Here is a 21791-nt window from a genome sequence, read left to right as displayed (position 1 = left end):
CAAAATATATTCACGAAACTTTTAAAATCAACGGGTTAAATTGATGAAATTCATAGCACTGAATGATAAAACAGAATCTTCATTCGCAACTAAAATAGTGACCGCTATCATCATTAACTTTATTTATTACCGTCATTCACTTCTGAATGTCTGTTTACCCCTATTTCAACCGGATGCTTCGCATTCGGTTTTTTTTACCCTTTTTCAGACACACCCGGCTGATTTATGCTACCTGCCTAAAACTATCACGGTTATTCACTACCCTCCCCTGCTCGACCGTTCGTAAGACATTAGCAAATAATTTCTTGATATTTAGTGCTAAACATTTATAAGTAGTCTTTATATTTGTACCGTTCTGCGAAGGTTGTACGCTTTTCCCGTCCCGCCGACGGAGCGCGTGTTAAGTTGCCCGGCATGACGTAAGAGTCTGGAAATTCATTCATTACCCTTTATACTGCCCTTCACCTTCAGCGTTGCTTTTACAGGTCGTAAACATAAATGAGTCAGTCTGACACAACGGTCTCTACCCGATTCTCCCTTCTACCGGGAAGCATTACCCGTTTCTTCTTATTGCTGATCATTGTGCTGCTGGTAACGATGGGCGTTATGGTACAGAGCGCCGTCAACGCCTGGTTGAAAGACAAAAGCTATCAAATTGTCGATATCACCCACGCTATTCATAAACGCGTGGATACCTGGCGGTATGTTACCTGGCAAATTTATGACAACATCGCCGCGACCACTACGCCATCGACAGGTGAAGGACTTCAGGAAACGCGTCTGAAGCAGGATGTGTATTATCTTGAAAAGCCGCGACGTAAAACTGAAGCGCTGATTTTCGGTTCCCATGACAGCGCCACGCTGGAAATGACGCAGCGTATGTCAACCTATCTGGATACGCTGTGGGGCGCGGAAAACGTGCCGTGGTCAATGTATTACCTCAACGGACAGGATAACAGCCTGATTCTTATCTCTACCCTACCGTTGAAAGATCTCTCATCCGGCTTTAAAGAGTCCACTATTGGCAATATCGTCGATTCCCGCCGGGCAGAGATGTTGCAGCAGGCGAATGCGCTGGATGAGCGCGAAAGTTTCTCCTCATTGCGAAAACTGGCCTGGCAAAACGGTCACTATTTTACGCTGCGCACGACCTTCAATCAGCCAGGACATCTGGCAACCGTGGTGGCGTTTGATCTGCCCATTAATGATTTAATCCCGCCGGGAATGCCGCTGGACAGTTTTCGGATAGAGCCTGACGCAACCCAGGCGACGGGGCGAAGCAGTGAAAAGGAAGCGCCAGATAGCGTCACGATTAGCTTTAACGGTTCAAAAATTGAGATCTCCTCAGCGCTTAACTCTACCGGAATGCGCCTGATCTGGCAGGTACCGTTCGGTACGCTTTTGCTTGATACGTTGCAAAATATTCTGCTGCCTTTACTGCTGAACATCGGGCTGCTGGCGTTGGCGTTATTTGGCTACGCCACGTTCCGTCATCAGCCGGGACGGACGACGGAATCGACATCCGGCAACGCGGCGAATAACGAGCTTCGCGTCTTACGCGCCATTAATGAAGAGATCGTTTCTCTGCTGCCGCTGGGTCTGCTGGTCTACGATCAGGAAGGCAACCGCACCGTGATCAGCAATAAAATCGCCGATCATCTGTTGCCGCATCTTAACCTGCAAAATATTACCAGCATGGCGGAACAGCATCAGGGCGTGATTCAGGCGACTATTAATAACGAACTGTATGAGATCCGTCTGTTTCGCAGCCAGATCGCTCCCCGCACGCAGATCTTTATTATCCGCGATCAGGACCGGGAAGTGCTGGTGAATAAGAAGCTTAAACAGGCGCAGCGTTTGTATGAGAAGAATCAGCAGGGCCGCGCCGCCTTTATGCAAAATATCAGCAACACGCTTAAAGAGCCCATACGCCAACTGGCGGTTAACGCCGCGGCAGTCACCACGCCGGAAAGCCTGAAACTGGCGGATCAGGCGGATGTATTAGTACGTATGATCGATGAAATCCAACTGGCGAATATGCTGGAAAATGACGCATGGAAGAGCGAAGCCACGCTGTTCTCCCTGCAGGATCTTATTGACGAAGTCGTGCCGGAAGTGCTGCCCGCCATTAAGCGTAAAGGGCTGCAACTGCTGATTAATAACCATCTTAGCGGCAACGATGAACGCTGGGGCGATCGCGACGCCCTGCGCCGGATTTTGCTGCTGTTGATTCAATATGCCGTCACGACGACCGCTATGGGTAAAATTACGCTTGAAGTCGAGCAGGATGAATCTATCGCGGAGCGTCTGACTTTCCGTATTCTGGATACGGGCGAAGGCGTGACGTTAAACGAGATTGATAATCTGCATTTCCCGTATATGAATGAAACGCAGGGCGATCGTTACGGCAAAGCGAATCCGCTCACCTTCTGGCTGTGCAATCAACTGGCGCGCAAACTGGGCGGTCATCTCAACATTAAAGCGCGAGAAACGCTGGGCACGCGCTATACCGTTCATGTCAAAATGCTTCCTCACGATCAGCATACTCAGGTCGAAGAGCGCCTGCTGGACGACGTGAGCGTGATGGTCGATGTGACGTCCAACGAGGTTCGCGCGATTGTGCTGCGTCAGTTAGAAAACTGGGGCGCCACCTGCATCACGCCGGATGAAAGGCAGATAAGTCAAGAATATGATCTCTTTTTAACGGATAATCCGTCTAATCTTACTGCCTCGGGCTTGCTTTTAAGCGATGATGAGTCAGGCGTGCGGAAAATTGGCCCGGGTCAGTTGCGCGTCAACTTTAATATGAGCAATGCTATGCAGGAAGCTGTACTACAACTTATCGAAGAGCAGCTGGCGCAGGAAGAGATTCCCGCCTCCCCGCTCGGCGGAGATGAAAATGCCGAGCTTCATGCCAGCGGCTATTATGCGCTATTTGTAGACACAGTACCGGATGATGTTAAGAGGTTGTATACTGAGGCGGCAACCAGCGATTTCGCTGCGCTGGCCCAAACGGCCCACCGCCTGAAAGGGGTGTTTGCCATGCTTAATCTGGTACCCGGCAAGCAGTTATGTGAAACGCTGGAACATCTGATTCGTGAGAAAGATGCTCCAGGTATAGAAAAATATATCAGCGACATTGACGCCTACGTCAAAAGCTTGCTGTAGCAAGGTAGCCCAATACATGAACAATATGAACGTAATTATTGCCGATGACCACCCGATTGTACTGTTCGGTATTCGCAAATCACTTGAACAAATCGAGTGGGTGAATGTTGTCGGCGAATTTGAAGATTCCACAGCATTGATCAACAACCTGCCGAAATTAGATGCGCATGTGTTGATCACTGACCTCTCCATGCCGGGAGATAAATACGGCGATGGGATCACCTTGATCAAGTACATCAAGCGTCATTTTCCGAGCCTGTCTATTATCGTTCTGACCATGAACAACAATCCGGCGATCCTGAGCGCCGTGTTGGATCTTGATATTGAAGGGATCGTACTCAAACAGGGTGCGCCAACCGATCTGCCTAAGGCGCTGGCCGCGCTGCAAAAAGGCAAAAAATTCACCCCAGAAAGCGTTTCTCGTCTGCTGGAGAAAATCAGCGCAGGCGGTTACGGCGATAAGCGCCTGTCGCCAAAAGAGAGCGAAGTATTACGCCTGTTCGCCGAGGGCTTCCTGGTCACCGAAATCGCCAAGAAGCTCAACCGCAGCATTAAGACCATCAGCAGCCAGAAGAAATCGGCGATGATGAAACTGGGCGTAGAGAATGATATCGCGCTGCTCAACTATCTCTCTTCCGTCACCCTGAGTCCGACAGACAAAGAATAAATCGCTTTTATGTTACCCAGCCTGATGGCGCTACGCTTATCAGGCCTACCAGTCGACTCATCTTTTGCAGGCCGGACAGGCGACGCTGCCATCCGGCATTTTTTATGCCCGCGTTTTACGTACCCGCTCGGCATACACCGCCAGCGTCTGTTTCAACACATCCAGCGTCACAGGCTTCGACAAACAGCTGTCCATACCGGACTCCAGGCAACGTTGTTTCTCTTCCGCCAGCGCGTTCGCCGTCACGCCGACGACCGGCAGCGTCAGCCCAAGCTGACGGATACGCTGCGTCAGGCGATAGCCGTCCATGTTCGGCATGTTCACATCGCTCAGAACAATATCGATAGCATTTTTACTCAGCACATTCAGAGCGTCCACGCCATCATTGGCTGTCTTACACTGATACCCCAGCGATCCCAGTTGATCGGCCAGCAAGCGGCGATTGATCGGATGATCGTCAACGACCAGAATCATCATGTCGTCATTTGAATCTGCGGTTTTATCCGTCGTCGGCAATGCGCTGGAAAGCGCTTCACTATCCAGCTCAATACTATAGATACGCGCCAACAGCGCGGGCAACTCATGCACCGACGCCACACTATGCACCCACTCGCCCGGCGCTCTTTCCAACGGAATCCCGATATGACGGCGGCAAAAGACGACCGCCGCCCTCCCCTGCCAGGTATGCTCCAGCGCGTCATCGACAATCAAAATATCGTCCGCGGCGGGTTCTTGCCCTTCATAACGCTGCGTATGAACGCCGCTACGCGCCAGACTGGTCTCAATAAACTGGCACAAAGAAGTATTGCGCACCGCCAGCCAACAGCAGGTTCCGGCGAGTCCTTCCACGCTCTTTTTCACAGGGTATTGCGCGCCATAAAGCGGGATGCGCAGCGTAAACTGGCTTCCCATGCCAGGCTCCGAATCGACGGAAATATCGCCGTCCATCATGCTGATCAATTTTTCGCAAATCGCCAGCCCCAGACCGGTCCCCTGAAAGTTACGCTGTACGCCGGTTCCCACCTGGAAGAAGGGATCGAACAGGCGAACCACCTCTTTTGCCGGAATACCGACGCCGGTATCCCGCACGCGAATGCTGAGATAATCCCCATCACAGCGCACATGCAGCACGATGCAGCCAATATCGGTAAACTTAATGGCGTTGCTCAACAGGTTTGAAATAACCTGCTGTAAACGCATCGGGTCGCCGTTCAGCGATACCGGCACGTCAGGCTCAATAAAACAATACAGACCGAGCTGCTTACGCACCACCAACGGCAGATAATTGGCGGTGATATGGTTCATCACCTCTCGCGGTGAAAATTCGCGCGGCTCAATCTTTAGCTGTTCCGACTCAATTTTCGAGAAGTCGAGAATGTCGCTGATAATTTTCAGCAACAGACTGGAGGAGTTATTCATCGCCGTGACCAGACGTTCCACGCCTTTTGGCAGCTCTTTGGTTTGCAGCAGATCGAGATTGCCAATGATACCGTACAGCGGTGTGCGCAATTCATGGCTGACCGTTGCAAGGAACATGGATTTAGACTGGCTTGCCTGCTCCGCCGCCTGCGCCATCTCTTGCAGCGACTCTTCCATTTTGACGCGCGTACTCACATCTACCAACACGCAAATCGCGACGTTTTCATTACGATAGCGGGAATGGACGAAGCTAATTTGCAAATTGGTATTATTGCTGGTCAATACATCAACAAAGTTGACCTGCTGGCCGCAAATGATTTGCGTCAGGCGCTGTCTGTCTTCATGCGTGAGCATGTTCAGGTAGGTGTGCGCCAGTTCGTTACTCAGAATATTGACACCATCAATAGTGCGCAGAATACAGATCCCCACCGGCGCGGAGGCAACGATTTTACGGTTGAACTGTTCATGCTCTTCCAGACGCTGGGCATCGCTCTCCGCCGGAATGAAAATTCGCCGCTCATACATCCGCGCAAGCGTAAACAGCCCTGCGCCCACCAGCACGTTCAGCAGGATAGCATTCAGGATAAGAATACGAATACGCTCCAGGACTAAATCTACAGGCACAGAATAGACAATACTGAGCGAGGATGGCGGCAGGCTTTTTTTGAGTACCAGTTCGCGAAAACCTGGCGTATAACCAAACCAGGAGCGCTCCTGCATCCAGCGCGGCTCCGCTTTAATATTGCCGTCAGGACCGGTCAACGAAATCAGCGAATGGCCGTTCTCATCAATAATAGTGACGCCCATCGGCAAACTGCCGGGCGTGAAAAAATTTTCCATACGGATGGACTGCTCAACGCCCAGCAGCGCCTGCAGACGATTGGCCAGATACACCGGCGTCAGCGCATAAAAGTAGCCCACGCCCTGACGCGCGCCCTGGCTTATCCAGAAAAGGTTATTCCCACTTTCTTCCTGCGGCGCGTTGCGGTATTTCATAATCCGCTCATGTAACGCTTTTAACGCATCATCGCGCTCCACGGGCATTTCACGCAGGCCGAAATTCGCCATACAGAGGTTATCGCTGCCAATCAGGAAAACGCGGTTAAGATCATACGCCGCTGAAAAGTTGTCGCGCCAGTAACGCATAAACCATGCCAGCGACTCCAGCGATCCGCGCCAGGCGGAGCCCATCGCCGCACAGTCTGAGTCGGCAAATAGCGGTTCAAAGTCCGGCACCACCATTTTGTCATCACGCGCACGCGACGACATGACGCCGTTTTCCGCCGTTAAACGGTTCTCGGCGATATATTTGAGCTCTTTCATCACGTCCGACGTGCGCTGGATAAAACGCTGCGCCTGATCGGAGCTAAGGTTGAACTCCTGACGAATTTCAGACTCCCGCTGGTGCAGGGCATTGACGATGTAAAACACCGAAACAAAGGCGATTAAGAGCCAAATGAGTAACGCTAACGCTCTGAATAAGTAGCGCGAGACTTTCAGCGTAGTTCGAAAGGAAGCAAGGTATTTCAAAGGGGCGAAGCTCCGCCTCAGGATGTAAATAGAGTGTGACTAAGGTAGCGGTAAATGACGTAGCCCGCAACGGCAAAGAAAAAGGGCCGGATATCCGGCCCTCGCACAGCAATAACATTACTCGTCAGCGTCATCCGCAACGTCGTCATCGCTTTCCGCTTCCGGGGCGATATCCTCATCCCCTTCCGCCACGCTGCCGTCGATAGCGTCGAGTTCTTCGTCATCTACCGGTTCAGCAACGCGTTGCAGACCCACCACGTTTTCATCTTCCGCCGTGCGGATAAGGATAACGCCCTGGGTATTACGTCCCACTACGCTGATCTCGGACACACGGGTACGCACCAGAGTACCGGCATCCGTGATCATCATGATCTGGTCGCAATCGTCTACCTGTACCGCACCGACAACGGAACCGTTGCGCTCGGTCACTTTGATAGAGATAACGCCCTGCGTCGCACGAGACTTGGTCGGGTACTCGTCCGCTGCGGTACGCTTCCCGTAGCCGTTTTGCGTTACGGTCAGAATAGCGCCTTCGCCGCGTGGGATGATCAGAGAGACTACTTTATCGTCTCCCGCCAGCTTAATACCGCGCACACCGGTCGCGGTACGCCCCATCGCACGGACGGCGTCTTCTTTGAAGCGCACCACTTTACCCGCGGCCGAGAACAGCATGACTTCGTCAGAACCAGAAGTCAGGTCAACGCCAATCAGCTCGTCGCCGTCGTTGAGGTTCACCGCGATAATACCGGCGGAACGCGGACGGCTGAATTCGGTCAGCGCCGTTTTCTTCACGGTACCGCTGGCGGTCGCCATAAAGACGTTCACGCCTTCTTCGTACTCACGAACCGGCAGAATCGCGGTGATACGTTCGTTGGCTTCCAGCGGCAGCAGGTTGACGATCGGACGACCGCGCGCGCCACGACTGGCTTCCGGCAACTGATAGACCTTCATCCAGTACAGACGGCCCCGGCTGGAGAAGCAGAGGATGGTGTCATGGGTGTTGGCCACCAGCAGGCGGTCGATAAAGTCTTCTTCTTTAATACGCGCGGCAGATTTACCTTTCCCACCACGACGTTGCGCTTCGTAATCCGTCAGCGGTTGATATTTGACGTAACCCTGGTGAGACAGCGTCACGACAACATCTTCCTGGCTAATCAGATCTTCGATATTAATATCGGCGCTGTTGGCGGTGATTTCGGTACGACGCTCATCGCCGAACTGATCGCGAATTAACTCCATCTCTTCGCGGATCACTTCCATCAGGCGATCGGCGCTGCCCAGAATGTGCAGCAGTTCAGCGATCTGCTCCAGCAACTCTTTGTATTCGTCGAGCAGTTTTTCATGCTCCAGGCCGGTCAGTTTCTGCAAACGCAGATCCAGAATCGCCTGCGCCTGCTGTTCAGTCAGGTAGTACTGACCGTCACGCACGCCAAATTCTGGCTCCAGCCATTCCGGACGCGCGGCGTCGTCACCGGCGCGCTCCAGCATCGCAGCAACGTTGCCCAGATCCCACGGACGCGAAATCAGCGCCGCTTTTGCTTCCGCCGGCGTTGGCGCGCGGCGAATCAGTTCGATAATCGGGTCGATGTTGGCCAGCGCAATCGCCAGAGCTTCAAGGATATGCGCGCGGTCACGGGCTTTACGCAGTTCAAAAATAGTCCGACGCGTCACCACTTCACGGCGGTGGCGCACGAACGCTGAAATGATATCTTTCAGGTTCATGATCTTCGGCTGGCCGTGATGCAGCGCCACCATGTTAATACCGAAGGAAACCTGTAGCTGGGTCTGGGAGTAGAGATTATTAAGCACCACCTCGCCCACCGCATCGCGTTTCACTTCAATCACGATGCGCATCCCGTCTTTATCGGATTCGTCACGCAGCGCGCTGATGCCTTCCACGCGTTTATCTTTCACCAGCTCGGCGATTTTCTCGATCAGGCGCGCTTTGTTCACCTGATAGGGAATTTCATGGACGATGATGGTTTCACGGCCCGTTTTCGCGTCAGCTTCAACTTCCGCGCGGGCGCGAATGTACACTTTGCCACGACCGGTACGGTAGGCTTCTTCGATACCACGACGACCGTTGATGATCGCGGCGGTCGGGAAATCTGGCCCCGGTATATGTTCCATCAGCCCTTCAATGCTGATGTCTTCGTTGTCGATATACGCCAGGCAGCCGTTAATCACTTCCGTCAGGTTGTGCGGCGGGATATTCGTCGCCATACCTACTGCGATACCGGAAGAACCGTTCACCAGCAGATTCGGAATTTTGGTCGGCATGACGTCCGGAATTTTTTCCGTACCGTCATAGTTATCCACGAAATCCACCGTCTCTTTTTCGAGATCGGCCATCAGTTCGTGGGCGATTTTCGCCAGACGGATCTCCGTATAACGCATTGCCGCCGCGGAGTCGCCGTCAATAGAACCGAAGTTACCCTGACCATCCACCAGCATGTAACGCAGCGAGAATGGCTGCGCCATACGAACGATGGTGTCATACACTGCGGAATCGCCGTGGGGATGGTATTTACCGATTACGTCACCAACGACACGGGCAGATTTTTTATAGGCTTTGTTCCAGTCATTGCCCAATACGTTCATGGCGTAAAGTACGCGACGGTGTACCGGCTTCAGGCCATCTCGGACATCCGGCAGCGCACGGCCAACAATGACCGACATCGCATAATCCAGATAGGAGCTCTTCAGCTCTTCCTCAATGTTGACCGGTGTAATTTCTCTCGCAAGGTCGCTCATCTAACCGCTATCCCTCTACTGTATCCCGGATTCAAAGGTCGCAAATTATAACACATTCGCCCACGTACTGGTAAACGGAATGCAGCCAGACAATGCTTTATTCGGGTGCCGCATGCTCTCTTCATTTATAAGCGTGGTCTCGGCGTTTATCGGCGATCGGTTTCAGAGGCGACACAGGGGAGATCGGGGTCTGGCCAGGAAGAGGCTGGAAAATCAATACCTCCCGTGTATACCCGTCATACTTCAAGTTTCATGTGCGTTGGCGGCAAGTTACTCGGCCCATCCCTGGGCCTCGCCCCGTCGCGGTTAGCGCAAGCGCTGTTCAAGACGGTTAACCATTTTATCCTGCAACTCGAATTATTTAGGGGATATGCCGGAAGGCATAAACCATAATCAGTATCACCAGATGCTATTTAATCACATAGGCCAGGTATTCTTTCACTACCTCATCGTTTAATTCCTGACCCAATCCGGGCTGTTCCGGCGCGACATAATAGCCATTTTCCGGTTGATAATCGTGGGTACAAAGTTCCCGAATAGATGCTTTCATCGCATTGGTATGATGCTCATGAATAATAAAGTTGGGAATTGCTGTTTCCATATGCAGCGCGGCTACCGTGGAAACAGGACCGCCGCAAACATGCACCTGTACAGTGGTGTCATAAATATTAGCATAGTCACAGATTTTCTTTCCTTCGGTAATTCCGCCGCAGAGACACAAATCAGGTTGCGCTACGGCAATAGACTGCTTCTCCAGTAATTCCCTGTATCCCCATCTTGTGTAGGAACGCTCGCCAGTGGCGATTGGAATCGTTGTTGAACGGGAAACTTTCTGCATATTATCAGAATTTAATGGATGAATCGGTTCTTCATAAAGAAAGATACGATACTTTTCTATCGCCTTCGCAAATTGAATAGCTGAGTTTGTACCGAGAAGAGAATGGATTTCCACGATAATATCAGCATCATCCCCCATTGCTTCACGCATAGCGGCAATTCGCGCTTCCCCCATTTTTAATTGATCGGCCAGTAACAATCCTGAATAGTTACGATTTTTATTCTGAAAAACACAGTCATCGCCATTACGATCGATTTCGAGTGGATCCACTTTAATCGCATCATATCCATCGTCAAGAGCCGCACGCGCCGCCTCAGCATATTCCTCAGGTGTCACTAATATCTGGCGTTTATCCCCCCAACCAAATTGTAACTGACTAGCATAGGTTCTTAATTTTTCATTAGTTTTCCCGCCAAGGAGCTGATAAACAGGTACACCTAAATATTTACCTTTGATATCCCAAAGAGCAATATCAATAGCGCTCATTCCGGCATAAAAAACGTTCCCGCCCCCCATCCCCCAAAAAGTCTTTCTGAAAAAGAACTCCCAAATTTTTTCGATATTTAGTGGATCTTCACCCACAATCAATGGCGCCAGATCTCTGATGATCCCTACGCCAGCTTTAGCGCCTGCGCCATAGGCCAGTCCTACTTCGCCAATACCACTTAATCCTGAGTCGGTATTCACCCGGATAAGTACTGGATTATAGGAGGACATCGTTTGATCTCTTTTTTTTAATTCACAGTCAAAAACTTCAATAGACGTAATTTTCATAATTTCTCCATTTATCAGGTTCGTGATACCACATTTGTTTGTTGGCTTTTTTCTTTTTTCACATCAATTTTCATTAACGCCAAAACGGCTACCGCAGCGAAGCAAAGTATTGCCTCTACAATAAATATTCCTGTCGCACCATAATGAGTAGAAACGAATCCCAGTGATTTATTAATCAGGAATCCGCCAAGACTTGAACATGAGTTAATAAACGCAATGCTGATAGCCAACCCTGACGGCGACAATAATGCAGAAGGCAGCGCCCAGTAAGGTCCGTAATAGCTGAGGATCCCAACACCATAGAACGTTAGCCCCAGCATTCTCAGCGACATTGAGGGGACAAGAGCAATCATCAGAAAACCACAGCCTGCCAGAAACATGGGTAATGCAGCATGCCATTTTCGTTCATTCTTTTTATCGGAATGCCAGCCCCACCAGGGCATGCTGAACATAGCGAAAATAAACGGAATACTCATGATTAAACCAACGTCAGTATCCGTAAAATCAGCTGAAAATCCCTTCACCAACCCCGGCAACCAGTAGTTTGCCGCCAGAGCAGCCGCCTGAATCAACATGTAGGCGAAAGAAAGCTGAAGCAAAACTGGATTTTTGATTACGGAAAGAAAGGATGAGTTGGTATTTTTATTTAATGCAGCTGCGGTTTCATTGTCAGTACGTAATTTATTAACTAAGGCCGATATCTGCTGTGGCGTAAGCCATTTAGCCTTTTCTGGACTGTCAGGCAGTAAATAAAATGTCAGGATGCCAAGGAATACGGTAGGGATACCTTCAATAGCAAAAAGCCAGCGCCAGCCTTCATAATCCGGGGTATTCAAATGCTCGATGATCCAACCAGACATCGGCGCAGCCAATACCGATGCAACAGCAATAGATAACATGAAGAAACTATTGACTTTTCCGCGTTCACGAGCCGGGAACCAGCATGCAAGATAATAAACCATGCCCGGGAAAAAGCCAGCTTCAAATACCCCCAAAAAAATGCGAGCCAGCAAAATATGTTGAGTATCTTTAGCAAAAAAAATCAGCCCTGTTACCGCTCCCCAGCCGATAATAATGGAACTAATCCATTTTCTTGCACCAAGCTTTTGCAAGCCAATGCTACTCGGAATTTGAAAGATTAAATATGATATGAAGAATATAGAAGAAATATTAGCGAAATCCTCAGGCGTAATACCGAGAGATTCATTCATGCGTAATGCAGCAAACCCAATATTGACACGATCCATATAGTTAAAAAAGTAAAGAATAAAGGCCAAAGGAATGATTTTCCTTTTTACAATACGAATTGCATCGTATAAATTTTCTTGTGGACTACTCATTTTGCATCACCTTTTATGATTCAATGAATAAGGGTATTGACCGGAATCGATGTTACGTAAAAAACAATACAATTCAAAAGCTAATGTGTCATATCTGATATATCAGCAAGCAAACTTAATGAAATATACAATAACAACAATAAAGTATGTAAATTTTCTTATATCTGATATATTAGATCCGTTAATTTTGAATAAATTAATTACAATGGAGCCGGGTTTAACCATGGAGGAGAAGAAAATGAAAAATAGATTAAAGCGTGACTTTAGTCACATATCAATTGAAATACCCAAATCCATCACCCAGGTGATTAAAGAGAAAATAAGGGAGATGATTATCCATGGCGATTTCGATCTTGGGCAAGCGATCAGTGAAAATGAACTATCAAATATTCTGATGGTAAGTAAAACACCAATTCGTGAAGCTTTTATTTGGCTGAGCTATAATGAAAACCTGGTCAACATCATTCCCCGCAGTGGGACATTTGTTTTTTCTGTCACCGACGAGGATATCAATGATCTCATCAAAATGAGGGTTATCCTTGAACAGGGCGCAATTCGTGAAGCGATGGAGAAAAATGCTAACAATGTCATAGTCGAATTAAGCAATATTTTATCGAAGTCAGCAAAAATTAATGCAGAGCGAGATACGCAAGCTTACCTCAAACTGGATCATGATTTTCATTATGTTTTTGTGAAATATGCCGATAATAAATACATTTCACAAGCACACCTGTTGATCTCAGCACGTTTATTGGCAATTCGCTACAGACTGGATTTTACCGCTGAATATATCACCAGCTCTAACCGTGGACATGCCACTATTTTGGATATGTTAAAAAACAACAACGTCGAGGGCGTCTGTAATTTTATCACGCACCACATCGGTAGCGGTTTTACAGAACGCGCAAGAAAACTTCTTGCGCTGAAAGCGTAATAAAGACGGCAGTAGATATAACGCAGCGACTTTGCACCTGCTATACTGCCCCGATAGATCAATAGCGGAATCTCATGTACTCATGAACACTGAAAAACCGTCGGTAGCTCACAACGTTGACCATAATGAAATCGCCAAATTCGAAGCCGTCGCGTCGCGCTGGTGGGATCTGGAGGGCGAATTCAAGCCATTGCATCGTATCAACCCCCTACGCCTTGGCTACATTACTGAGCGCTCAGGCGGCCTGTTTGGTAAAAAGGTGCTCGACGTCGGCTGCGGCGGCGGTATTCTGGCGGAGAGCATGGCGCGCGAAGGCGCAACCGTCACCGGGCTGGATATGGGCTTTGAGCCTTTGCAGGTCGCCAAACTGCATGCGCTGGAAAGCGGCATCGAGGTAGAGTACGTGCAGGAGACGGTTGAGGAACATGCGGCAAAACACGCCCAGCAATACGACGTCGTCACCTGTATGGAAATGCTGGAGCACGTTCCCGATCCGCAATCGGTCGTCCACGCCTGCGCCCAACTGGTTAAACCCGGCGGCGAGGTATTCTTCTCAACGTTGAACCGCAATGGAAAATCCTGGCTGATGGCGGTCGTCGGCGCTGAGTATATTCTGCGCATGGTGCCAAAAGGCACGCACGACGTGAAGAAATTCATTAAGCCTGCTGAACTGTTAAGCTGGGTAGATGAAACCGTCCTGAAAGAGCAACATATCACCGGGCTGCACTACAACCCGATAACCAATACTTTCAAACTCGGTCCCGGAGTAGACGTTAACTACATGTTGCATACCCGCGCTAAAAAAGCCTGACATCAAAGAATTTTCCTATAAGGGTTGCGTTAGATCATCGGGCGCAACCTTTCTCTTCGATGAAGAAATCAGCATTCGATCAAATTTTGATTTTTTTTTATGAATTGTTGACATCCTCTCCAGGCCTTATCAGACGCGCATTTAGCGATTCTTACTCTTTTACAACCGCAATTTAACGCCAAAATCAACTCTTGTACTCAAAAGAATCCCTACTAGAATACTCACCATATAGCGTTTCACTTATCGATTACCCCCTATATATAGTATTTATCCACAGAGTTAGTCACAACGTGGCGTTGTGGATAAGCGGGGGGATATTTTTCTTTCACGGACAGGTAAACAGGTAGAAAACCACATGAATCAGAGTCTGCTGGTGACAAAGCGTGACGGCCGTACTGAGCGCATCAATCTCGACAAAATTCATCGCGTGCTTGATTGGGCGGCAGAAGGACTGAATAACGTATCGGTTTCTCAGGTCGAGCTACGCTCGCATATTCAGTTTTATGATGGGATTAAGACCTCCGATATCCATGAAACTATCATTAAGGCTGCCGCAGACCTGATCTCTCGCGATGCGCCGGATTATCAATACCTAGCTGCGCGTCTGGCGATTTTCCACCTGCGTAAGAAAGCCTTCGGCCAGTTTGAGCCGCCCGCACTTTACCACCATGTGGTAAAAATGGTTGAGCTTGGCAAATACGACAATCATCTGCTGGAAGACTACACGGAAGAAGAGTTCAAGCAGATGGATTCGTTTATCGTTCACGATCGCGATATGACCTTCTCCTACGCTGCCGTTAAGCAGCTGGAAGGGAAATATCTGGTGCAAAACCGCGTGACCGGTGAAATCTATGAAAGCGCGCAGTTCCTCTACATTCTGGTAGCGGCCTGCCTGTTCTCGAACTACCCGCGTGAAACGCGTCTTGACTATGTAAAACGTTTTTACGATGCGGTCTCTACGTTCAAAATCTCGCTGCCGACGCCCATCATGTCCGGTGTGCGTACCCCAACCCGTCAGTTCAGCTCCTGCGTACTGATCGAGTGTGGCGACAGTCTGGATTCCATCAACGCCACCTCCAGCGCGATTGTGAAATACGTTTCTCAGCGCGCCGGTATCGGCATCAACGCGGGACGCATTCGTGCGCTGGGTAGCCCGATTCGTGGCGGCGAAGCGTTCCACACCGGCTGTATTCCGTTCTACAAGCACTTCCAGACGGCGGTGAAATCCTGCTCGCAGGGCGGCGTGCGCGGCGGCGCGGCGACACTGTTCTACCCGATGTGGCACCTGGAAGTGGAAAGCCTGCTGGTACTGAAAAACAACCGTGGCGTGGAAGGTAACCGCGTACGTCACATGGACTACGGCGTACAGATCAACAAACTGATGTACACCCGCCTGCTGAAGGGCGGCGACATTACGCTGTTCAGTCCGTCCGATGTACCCGGGCTATACGATGCGTTCTTCGCCGACCAGGACGAATTCGAACGCCTGTACGTGAAATATGAAAACGACGACAGCATCCGCAAACAGCGTGTGAAAGCGGTCGAACTGTTCTCGCTGATGATGCAGGAACGCGCCTCTACCGGTCGTATCTATATCCAGAACGTTGACCACTGCAATACTCACAGTCCGTTCGATCCGGTTGTCGCCCCGGTACGCCAGTCTAACCTGTGTCTGGAGATTGCCCTGCCGACCAAACCGCTGAACGATGTCAACGATGAAAACGGCGAAATTGCGTTGTGTACGTTGTCTGCATTCAACCTGGGCGCCATTAAAACTCTGGACGAGCTGGAAGAACTGGCTATTCTGGCAGTACGCGCTTTGGATGCTCTGCTCGATTATCAGGATTACCCGATTCCGGCTGCCAAACGCGGCGCAATGGGCCGTCGTACGCTGGGCATTGGCGTGATTAACTTCGCCTACTGGCTGGCGAAAAACGGTAAACGTTATTCCGACGGCAGCGCCAATAATCTGACGCATAAAACCTTTGAAGCCATTCAGTACTATCTGCTTAAAGCGTCCAACGAACTGGCGAAAGAGCAAGGCGCCTGCCCATGGTTCAACGAAACCACCTATGCAAAAGGCATTTTGCCGATCGACACCTACAAAAAAGATCTGGATGCGATCGTCAACGAACCGCTGCACTACGACTGGCAACAGCTGCGTGAGTCGATCAAAACCCACGGTCTGCGTAACTCCACGCTATCGGCGCTAATGCCGTCGGAAACGTCGTCCCAGATCTCCAACGCCACCAACGGCATTGAGCCGCCGCGCGGCTACGTCAGCATCAAGGCCTCGAAAGACGGTATTTTGCGTCAGGTCGTGCCGGATTATGAGCATCTGAAAGACGCTTACGAACTGTTGTGGGAGATGCCGAACAACGACGGTTATCTGCAACTGGTGGGTATCATGCAGAAGTTTATCGATCAGTCGATTTCCGCCAATACCAACTACGATCCGTCACGTTTCCCGTCAGGAAAAGTGCCGATGCAGCAACTGCTGAAAGATTTGCTCACCGCGTATAAGTTTGGCGTGAAAACTCTGTACTATCAAAATACCCGCGACGGCGCGGAAGATGCGCAGGACGATTTGGCGCCTTCTATTCAGGACGATGGCTGCGAAAGCGGCGCTTGTAAGATCTGATGAATAGTGCCGGGTAGCGCTATGCTTACCCGGCCTACGATTGTACGGTTTGTAGGCCGGATAAGGCGCTTGCGCCGCCATCCGGCGCTCATCCCATAAAGGATTCACTTCAATGGCATACACCACTTTTTCACAGACGAAAAACGATCAGCTCAAGGAACCCATGTTCTTTGGCCAGCCGGTCAACGTTGCACGCTATGACCAGCAGAAATATGACATCTTCGAAAAACTGATCGAAAAACAGCTCTCTTTCTTCTGGCGTCCGGAAGAGGTCGACGTCTCCCGCGATCGTATCGATTATCAGGCGTTGCCGGAGCACGAAAAACATATCTTCATCAGCAACCTCAAATACCAGACGCTGCTGGATTCCATTCAGGGACGTAGCCCGAACGTCGCCCTGCTGCCGCTCATTTCCATCCCGGAGCTGGAGACGTGGGTAGAGACCTGGGCGTTTTCTGAGACGATTCACTCACGATCCTACACCCACATTATTCGTAACATCGTCAACGATCCGGCTGTCGTTTTTGACGATATCGTGACCAATGAGCAAATTCAGAAGCGCGCCGAAGGGATCTCCGCCTACTACGACGAACTTATTGAGATGACCAGTTACTGGCACCTGCTCGGTGAAGGCACCCATACCGTTAATGGCAAAACGGTTGTCGTGAATCTGCGTGAGCTGAAGAAAAAACTGTATCTGTGCCTGATGAGCGTGAACGCGCTGGAAGCCATCCGCTTCTACGTCAGCTTCGCCTGCTCTTTCGCATTTGCCGAGCGTGAACTGATGGAAGGCAACGCCAAAATTATCCGTCTGATCGCCCGTGACGAAGCTCTGCATCTGACCGGCACGCAACATATGCTGAACCTGTTGCGTAGCGGCGTGGACGACCCGGAGATGGCGGAAATCGCCGAAGAGTGTAAACAGGAATGTTATGACCTGTTCGTGCAGGCGGCGCAGCAGGAAAAAGAGTGGGCGGACTATCTGTTCCGCGACGGTTCGATGATCGGCCTGAATAAAGATATCCTGTGTCAATACGTTGAATATATTACTAATATTCGTATGCAGGCGGTAGGGCTGGATCTGCCGTTCCAGACCCGCTCCAACCCAATCCCGTGGATCAATACCTGGCTGGTGTCCGATAACGTTCAGGTTGCGCCACAGGAAGTGGAAGTTAGTTCTTATCTGGTCGGACAAATCGATTCGGAAGTCGATACCGACGATCTGAGTAATTTCCAGCTCTGATGGGACGCGTCACGCTGCGTATCACTGGCACACAGCTGCTGTGCCAGGATGAACACCCTTCTCTGCTGGCCGCGCTGGAATCGCATAACGTTGAGGTGGAGTATCAGTGCCGCGAAGGATATTGCGGCTCCTGTCGTACCCGGCTGGTTGCCGGTCAGGTTGACTGGATTACGGAACCTTTAGCGTTTATCCAGCCGGGAGAGATTTTGCCCTGCTGCTGCAGGGCAAAAGGCGATATCGAAATCGAGATGTAACTCAGTGCAACTCGCTGGTGGAAACCAAAGGCATCACGCCACGTTTTTTCATCTGCACGGCATACAGTGCGCCAGCGAGTACCACCAGCACCGCGCCAGCGACATAAATCATACGATAGCCAACCGACTCAACCATCATTCCCATGATAAAGGCGCCAATCGCCATTCCGGCATCCATCGCGTTAAAGAACAGTGAATTCGCCACGCCGATTTTATGCGGTTCAACCGAGCTGATAATTTGCGTCTGGAAAACCGGCGTGACCGAACCGTAGCCGATACCGATTAGACCGCCGGAAATAATCATCATGATGCTGCCATTGGTGTAGCCCAGCGCCACCAGACCGATGGTAAAAGCCAACAGGCATGGGAAAACAACATATTTCGGCCCTTTTTTATCACAAATATTCCCGGTGAAGGTACGGCATATCATCAGGAAAATCGCGTAGCACAGCAGGAAATTACTGGCCGCCGCCATTAAATCCAGCTCACGCGCATACAGCGCCAGGAAAGCCGACACGCCGGCATAGGAGAAAGTCATAAAAAAGGTGACCAGCGCAAAAGGCAAGGCGGCGCGGTCAAACATCGCGGCAAAACCCAGATTTGGTTTCGAACCATCGGCATGACGAATTACCGGAGGGACCGTCACAATCAGGGAAAGCACAATCCCTAACGCCGCTACAGCGGAACAAAGCCAGAATGCGGCAGTGAACGCGTTCCAGCGGGCCATATTCAAACCGATCCACGGTCCGACGACCATCGCCAGGCCCATCGCTAAAGAGAAAAAGCTGATGCCCTCTCCACGTCGGGAGGCCGGAATTAACCGCGCTGAAATAGTTCCTTTTACCGTGGTAATAACACCAAACGTAATCCCATGAAGTACGCGGATAAAGAGCAGCGACTCGATAGAATGGCAAACCGGATACAGCGCGGTAATCACCAAAAAAGCCAGAGAAGAGAGCACCAGAATCTTTTTATTCGAATATTTTCCCACCCACTGTCCGGCAAATGGCCGAATAACAATTGCCGCGGCCAGGAAACATGTCACTAGCAATCCTGCCTTATCTGCAGAAGCATGCAGGCGGTCAGCGATATAAATGGGTAATAAGGTTAGCAGTACATAAAAAACAAAAAAGATAATAAAACTTACTATGGTGATAGCCCAAAAATCCTTCGTCCATAATTTTTCTTTCATTCTTAACGACCCGTTCAGATGGCGCACGCAGGCAACGCTCAGCTCAACTGAACACCTATCAGGTGCGTCAAAATGTGATGTATTCGATAGAATCACAGTATAAACAAGTGCACTCTATTAGAAAAATTAATCGTTTTAATTATATTGATTAGGTTTTACTAATGACGCTAACCCAAATCCACGCTCTGCTTGCCGTACTGGAGTACGGCGGATTTACCGAGGCCAGCAAACGGCTATACATGACGCAATCCGCCGTCAGCCAGGCCATCTCCGCGCTTGAGGAGGAGCTCGGCGTTGACATATTGATTCGTGAGCGTCGTAAAGAGATCGAGCTTACCGCCGCCGGTAGCCGCATCGTCAGGCACTTACGCGCGATCCAGCGCGACGTCAACGCGGTAAAAGAGATTGCCGAACAAGAAAAAAAGAACCCGGCCCGTACGCTACGGATTGGCTGTTTTCCCAGCGCCTGCGCCTGCATTTTACCCGGCGTCATTCGCTATTTTGAAAGCCATCATCCAAATGTAAAAATTATCCCTTATGAAGAGAACAGTACGGCTATTATTGATTCGCTGCAGGACGGAAGTATTGATGCCGGTTTCGTTCCTTTTCCGGTCAACGGTATGTATTGCGTCCCCATTTACCGGGATAAATTCACCGTAGTGGTGCCTGAAAATCATCCCCTGGCGGCCAATAGTACGGTAACGGTCGAAGAACTGATGGACGAACCACTTATTGTCAGTAAAGGTCGTTATGAATTAAGCATTATGGCGTTGTTTAAAGAAAAGGGTATTGAGCCGATATTTAAATATGAATTTAACCATCCCGATACTGCGCTGAATTTTATTCGCCAGGGATTAGGTATCGCCTTATTGCCAGAATTAACCTTAAAAGCCACGACAGGAAAATTATGCTCCGTGGCGCTGGAACCCACCTTTTATCGACAAATTTCCCTGTTAGCAAAAGAACCGCCGGTAGAAGGAAGTCCGCTATTTTTATTACAAAAATGTATGGAAACACTGACCGATGAGGGGTTGCTATAAAACAACCCCGCCTGATGGCATTGCGTTTACCAGACTTACGCTGGCAAACGTTGCGCCAGGCCGGATGAGGCGTTTATGCCCTCATCCGGCGCGTCACTTCGACTATGGCAAACCTTTAGTCATTTTTTTGCAGGAACATGACCGCCTTATCCGGGAAGTCAGTGAACAGCCCGTCGACGCCCGCCTTGTTATACAGGATGTCGTACAACTGATTGACGTCTGTGGCATAGTCCGGCAATTGATCGGCACGCACAGTGTAAGGATGCACTACCATCTTATTCTGATGCGCGTCTTGCACCATTCCAGTCAGCTTGATATTCCCTTTCGTTGAGCCTTCCGCAACCAGCATATGGTAATCCGGACCAATACCGTCCGCATATTCCGCCACCTGCTTCATAGCGCCCGGCTTAAACATCCAGTCGTAGTTGTAATTTACCCAACGACCGTCCGGCTGTTTCTGCTGTGTTTCATTCCAGTCGGTATACGCAATAAGTTGAACCAGATTGAGATCCATCCCCATTTTGGGTTCCAGTTCATTCTTAATACGTTTCAGCTCAGCGACATCAAAACACTGCAAATAGACATTGTCCTGCTTGCCGGTGTAACCATACTTCTTCAGCACTTCCAGCGTTTTCGCGGCAATATCTTTCCCTTCCTGATGATGGAACCACGGCGCTTTAATTTCCGGATAAATACCGATATTTTTACCGGTAGAGTGATTTAATCCCTGAACGAATTCAATTTCCTCTTCAAAGGTATGAATGCGGAAATCAGATTTTCCCATCGGGAAACGGCCCGGATAAGTTTGTACTTTTTTGCCGTTTTCAATATCAAACCCTTCGGTAAACTTCAGGGATTTAATTTCATCCAGCGTAAAATCGATAGCGTAATAGCGCCCATCTTTACGCGCCCGGTCCGGAAAACGGTCAGCGACGTCAGTCACCCGGTCAAGGTAGTGGTCATGGAGGACGACCAGATGGTCGTCCTTTGTCATCACTAAATCCTGTTCCAGATAATCTGCCCCTTGCGCATACGCCATCGCTTTCGCCGGTAGCGTATGCTCCGGCAGATAACCGCTGGCACCACGGTGGGCGATAACGACTTTTTCAGCCGCCACGGCGCCGCTTCCGATGGTCATTCCTGCCAACATTAACGCCACGCTAAGGTTTTTCAGTGTGGTTTTCAT

General features: G+C 50.0%; 14 protein-coding genes. 8 read left to right on the top strand and 6 right to left on the bottom strand.

Going from position 1 to position 21791, the window contains the following annotated elements; translation table 11 throughout:
* Nucleotides 1-498 precede the first annotated feature (498 nt).
* Nucleotides 499-3168: a phosphotransferase RcsD gene (rcsD, locus tag QEN31_RS07720; RefSeq protein WP_024150866.1), complete on the top strand. Its 2670-nt coding sequence runs from the start codon at nucleotides 499-501 to the stop codon at nucleotides 3166-3168.
* Between the two features lie 16 nt (nucleotides 3169-3184).
* On the top strand, nucleotides 3185-3835 hold the full coding sequence (gene rcsB / locus QEN31_RS07715) for a response regulator transcription factor RcsB (protein WP_001061919.1): 651 nt from the start codon (nucleotides 3185-3187) through the stop codon (nucleotides 3833-3835).
* Nucleotides 3836-3937: 102 nt separating this feature from the next.
* On the opposite strand, the gene rcsC is transcribed toward rcsB, so the two are convergent.
* From rcsC to QEN31_RS07695, 4 genes are all read right to left on the bottom strand, one after another.
* Complete coding sequence (gene rcsC, locus QEN31_RS07710) at nucleotides 3938-6784, bottom strand: two-component system sensor histidine kinase RcsC (protein ID WP_000876086.1); 2847 nt, start codon at nucleotides 6782-6784, stop codon at nucleotides 3938-3940.
* Nucleotides 6785-6901: 117 nt separating this feature from the next.
* The gene (gyrA, locus tag QEN31_RS07705; protein ID WP_001281271.1) at nucleotides 6902-9538 is read right to left on the bottom strand and encodes a DNA topoisomerase (ATP-hydrolyzing) subunit A; all 2637 of its coding nucleotides are present in this window, start codon (nucleotides 9536-9538) and stop codon (nucleotides 6902-6904) included.
* 409 nt (nucleotides 9539-9947) lie between these two features.
* Nucleotides 9948-11150, bottom strand: a complete 1203-nt coding sequence (locus tag QEN31_RS07700; protein WP_000705586.1) for a mandelate racemase/muconate lactonizing enzyme family protein — start codon at nucleotides 11148-11150, stop codon at nucleotides 9948-9950.
* A 14-nt stretch (nucleotides 11151-11164) separates the two neighbouring features.
* Nucleotides 11165-12490 (bottom strand): MFS transporter, encoded by a 1326-nt coding sequence (locus QEN31_RS07695; RefSeq protein ID WP_000098078.1) that lies wholly within the window; start codon nucleotides 12488-12490, stop codon nucleotides 11165-11167.
* 49 nt (nucleotides 12491-12539) lie between these two features.
* Here QEN31_RS07695 and QEN31_RS07690 point away from each other — a divergent pair, with 49 nt between their 5' ends.
* The 5 genes from QEN31_RS07690 (at nucleotide 12540) to yfaE (ending at nucleotide 18373) form a co-directional block, all read left to right on the top strand.
* Nucleotides 12540-13424, top strand: coding sequence for a GntR family transcriptional regulator (locus QEN31_RS07690; protein WP_000944714.1), 885 nt, complete (start codon nucleotides 12540-12542; stop codon nucleotides 13422-13424).
* Nucleotides 13425-13506: 82 nt separating this feature from the next.
* Nucleotides 13507-14235 (top strand): bifunctional 2-polyprenyl-6-hydroxyphenol methylase/3-demethylubiquinol 3-O-methyltransferase UbiG, encoded by a 729-nt coding sequence (gene ubiG, locus QEN31_RS07685; protein WP_001091009.1) that lies wholly within the window; start codon nucleotides 13507-13509, stop codon nucleotides 14233-14235.
* A 355-nt stretch (nucleotides 14236-14590) separates the two neighbouring features.
* Complete coding sequence (gene nrdA, locus QEN31_RS07680) at nucleotides 14591-16876, top strand: class 1a ribonucleoside-diphosphate reductase subunit alpha (protein ID WP_001076495.1); 2286 nt, start codon at nucleotides 14591-14593, stop codon at nucleotides 16874-16876.
* Nucleotides 16877-16988: 112 nt separating this feature from the next.
* Nucleotides 16989-18119 carry a class Ia ribonucleoside-diphosphate reductase subunit beta gene (gene nrdB / locus QEN31_RS07675; RefSeq protein ID WP_000332026.1) on the top strand — a complete coding sequence of 377 codons (1131 nt, stop codon included), beginning with the start codon at nucleotides 16989-16991 and terminating at the stop codon, nucleotides 18117-18119.
* A complete protein-coding gene (gene yfaE / locus QEN31_RS07670) occupies nucleotides 18119-18373 on the top strand; it encodes a ferredoxin-like diferric-tyrosyl radical cofactor maintenance protein YfaE (RefSeq protein ID WP_000533921.1) in 255 nt (84 codons plus the stop codon). Before nrdB ends, yfaE begins: the two co-directional genes overlap by 1 nt.
* Nucleotide 18374: 1 nt before the next feature.
* Here the strand turns inward: yfaE and QEN31_RS07665 are convergent, their stop codons facing one another.
* Complete coding sequence (locus QEN31_RS07665) at nucleotides 18375-19565, bottom strand: MFS transporter (RefSeq protein WP_000660247.1); 1191 nt, start codon at nucleotides 19563-19565, stop codon at nucleotides 18375-18377.
* A gap of 161 nt (nucleotides 19566-19726) precedes the next feature.
* On the opposite strand from QEN31_RS07665, the gene QEN31_RS07660 reads away from it, so the two are divergent.
* Nucleotides 19727-20605: a LysR family transcriptional regulator gene (locus QEN31_RS07660; protein WP_000176719.1), complete on the top strand. Its 879-nt coding sequence runs from the start codon at nucleotides 19727-19729 to the stop codon at nucleotides 20603-20605.
* Between the two features lie 115 nt (nucleotides 20606-20720).
* On the opposite strand, the gene glpQ is transcribed toward QEN31_RS07660, so the two are convergent.
* Nucleotides 20721-21791: a glycerophosphodiester phosphodiesterase gene (gene glpQ / locus QEN31_RS07655; RefSeq protein ID WP_000858952.1), complete on the bottom strand. Its 1071-nt coding sequence runs from the start codon at nucleotides 21789-21791 to the stop codon at nucleotides 20721-20723.

It is taken from the genome of Salmonella sp. SA15303 (genome assembly GCF_029962125.1).
In the GTDB taxonomy this organism is placed as follows: Bacteria; Pseudomonadota; Gammaproteobacteria; order Enterobacterales; family Enterobacteriaceae; genus Salmonella; species Salmonella enterica.
Note: the sequence above shows the minus strand (reverse complement) of the source record. Positions and strands in the feature narration are given on the sequence as shown.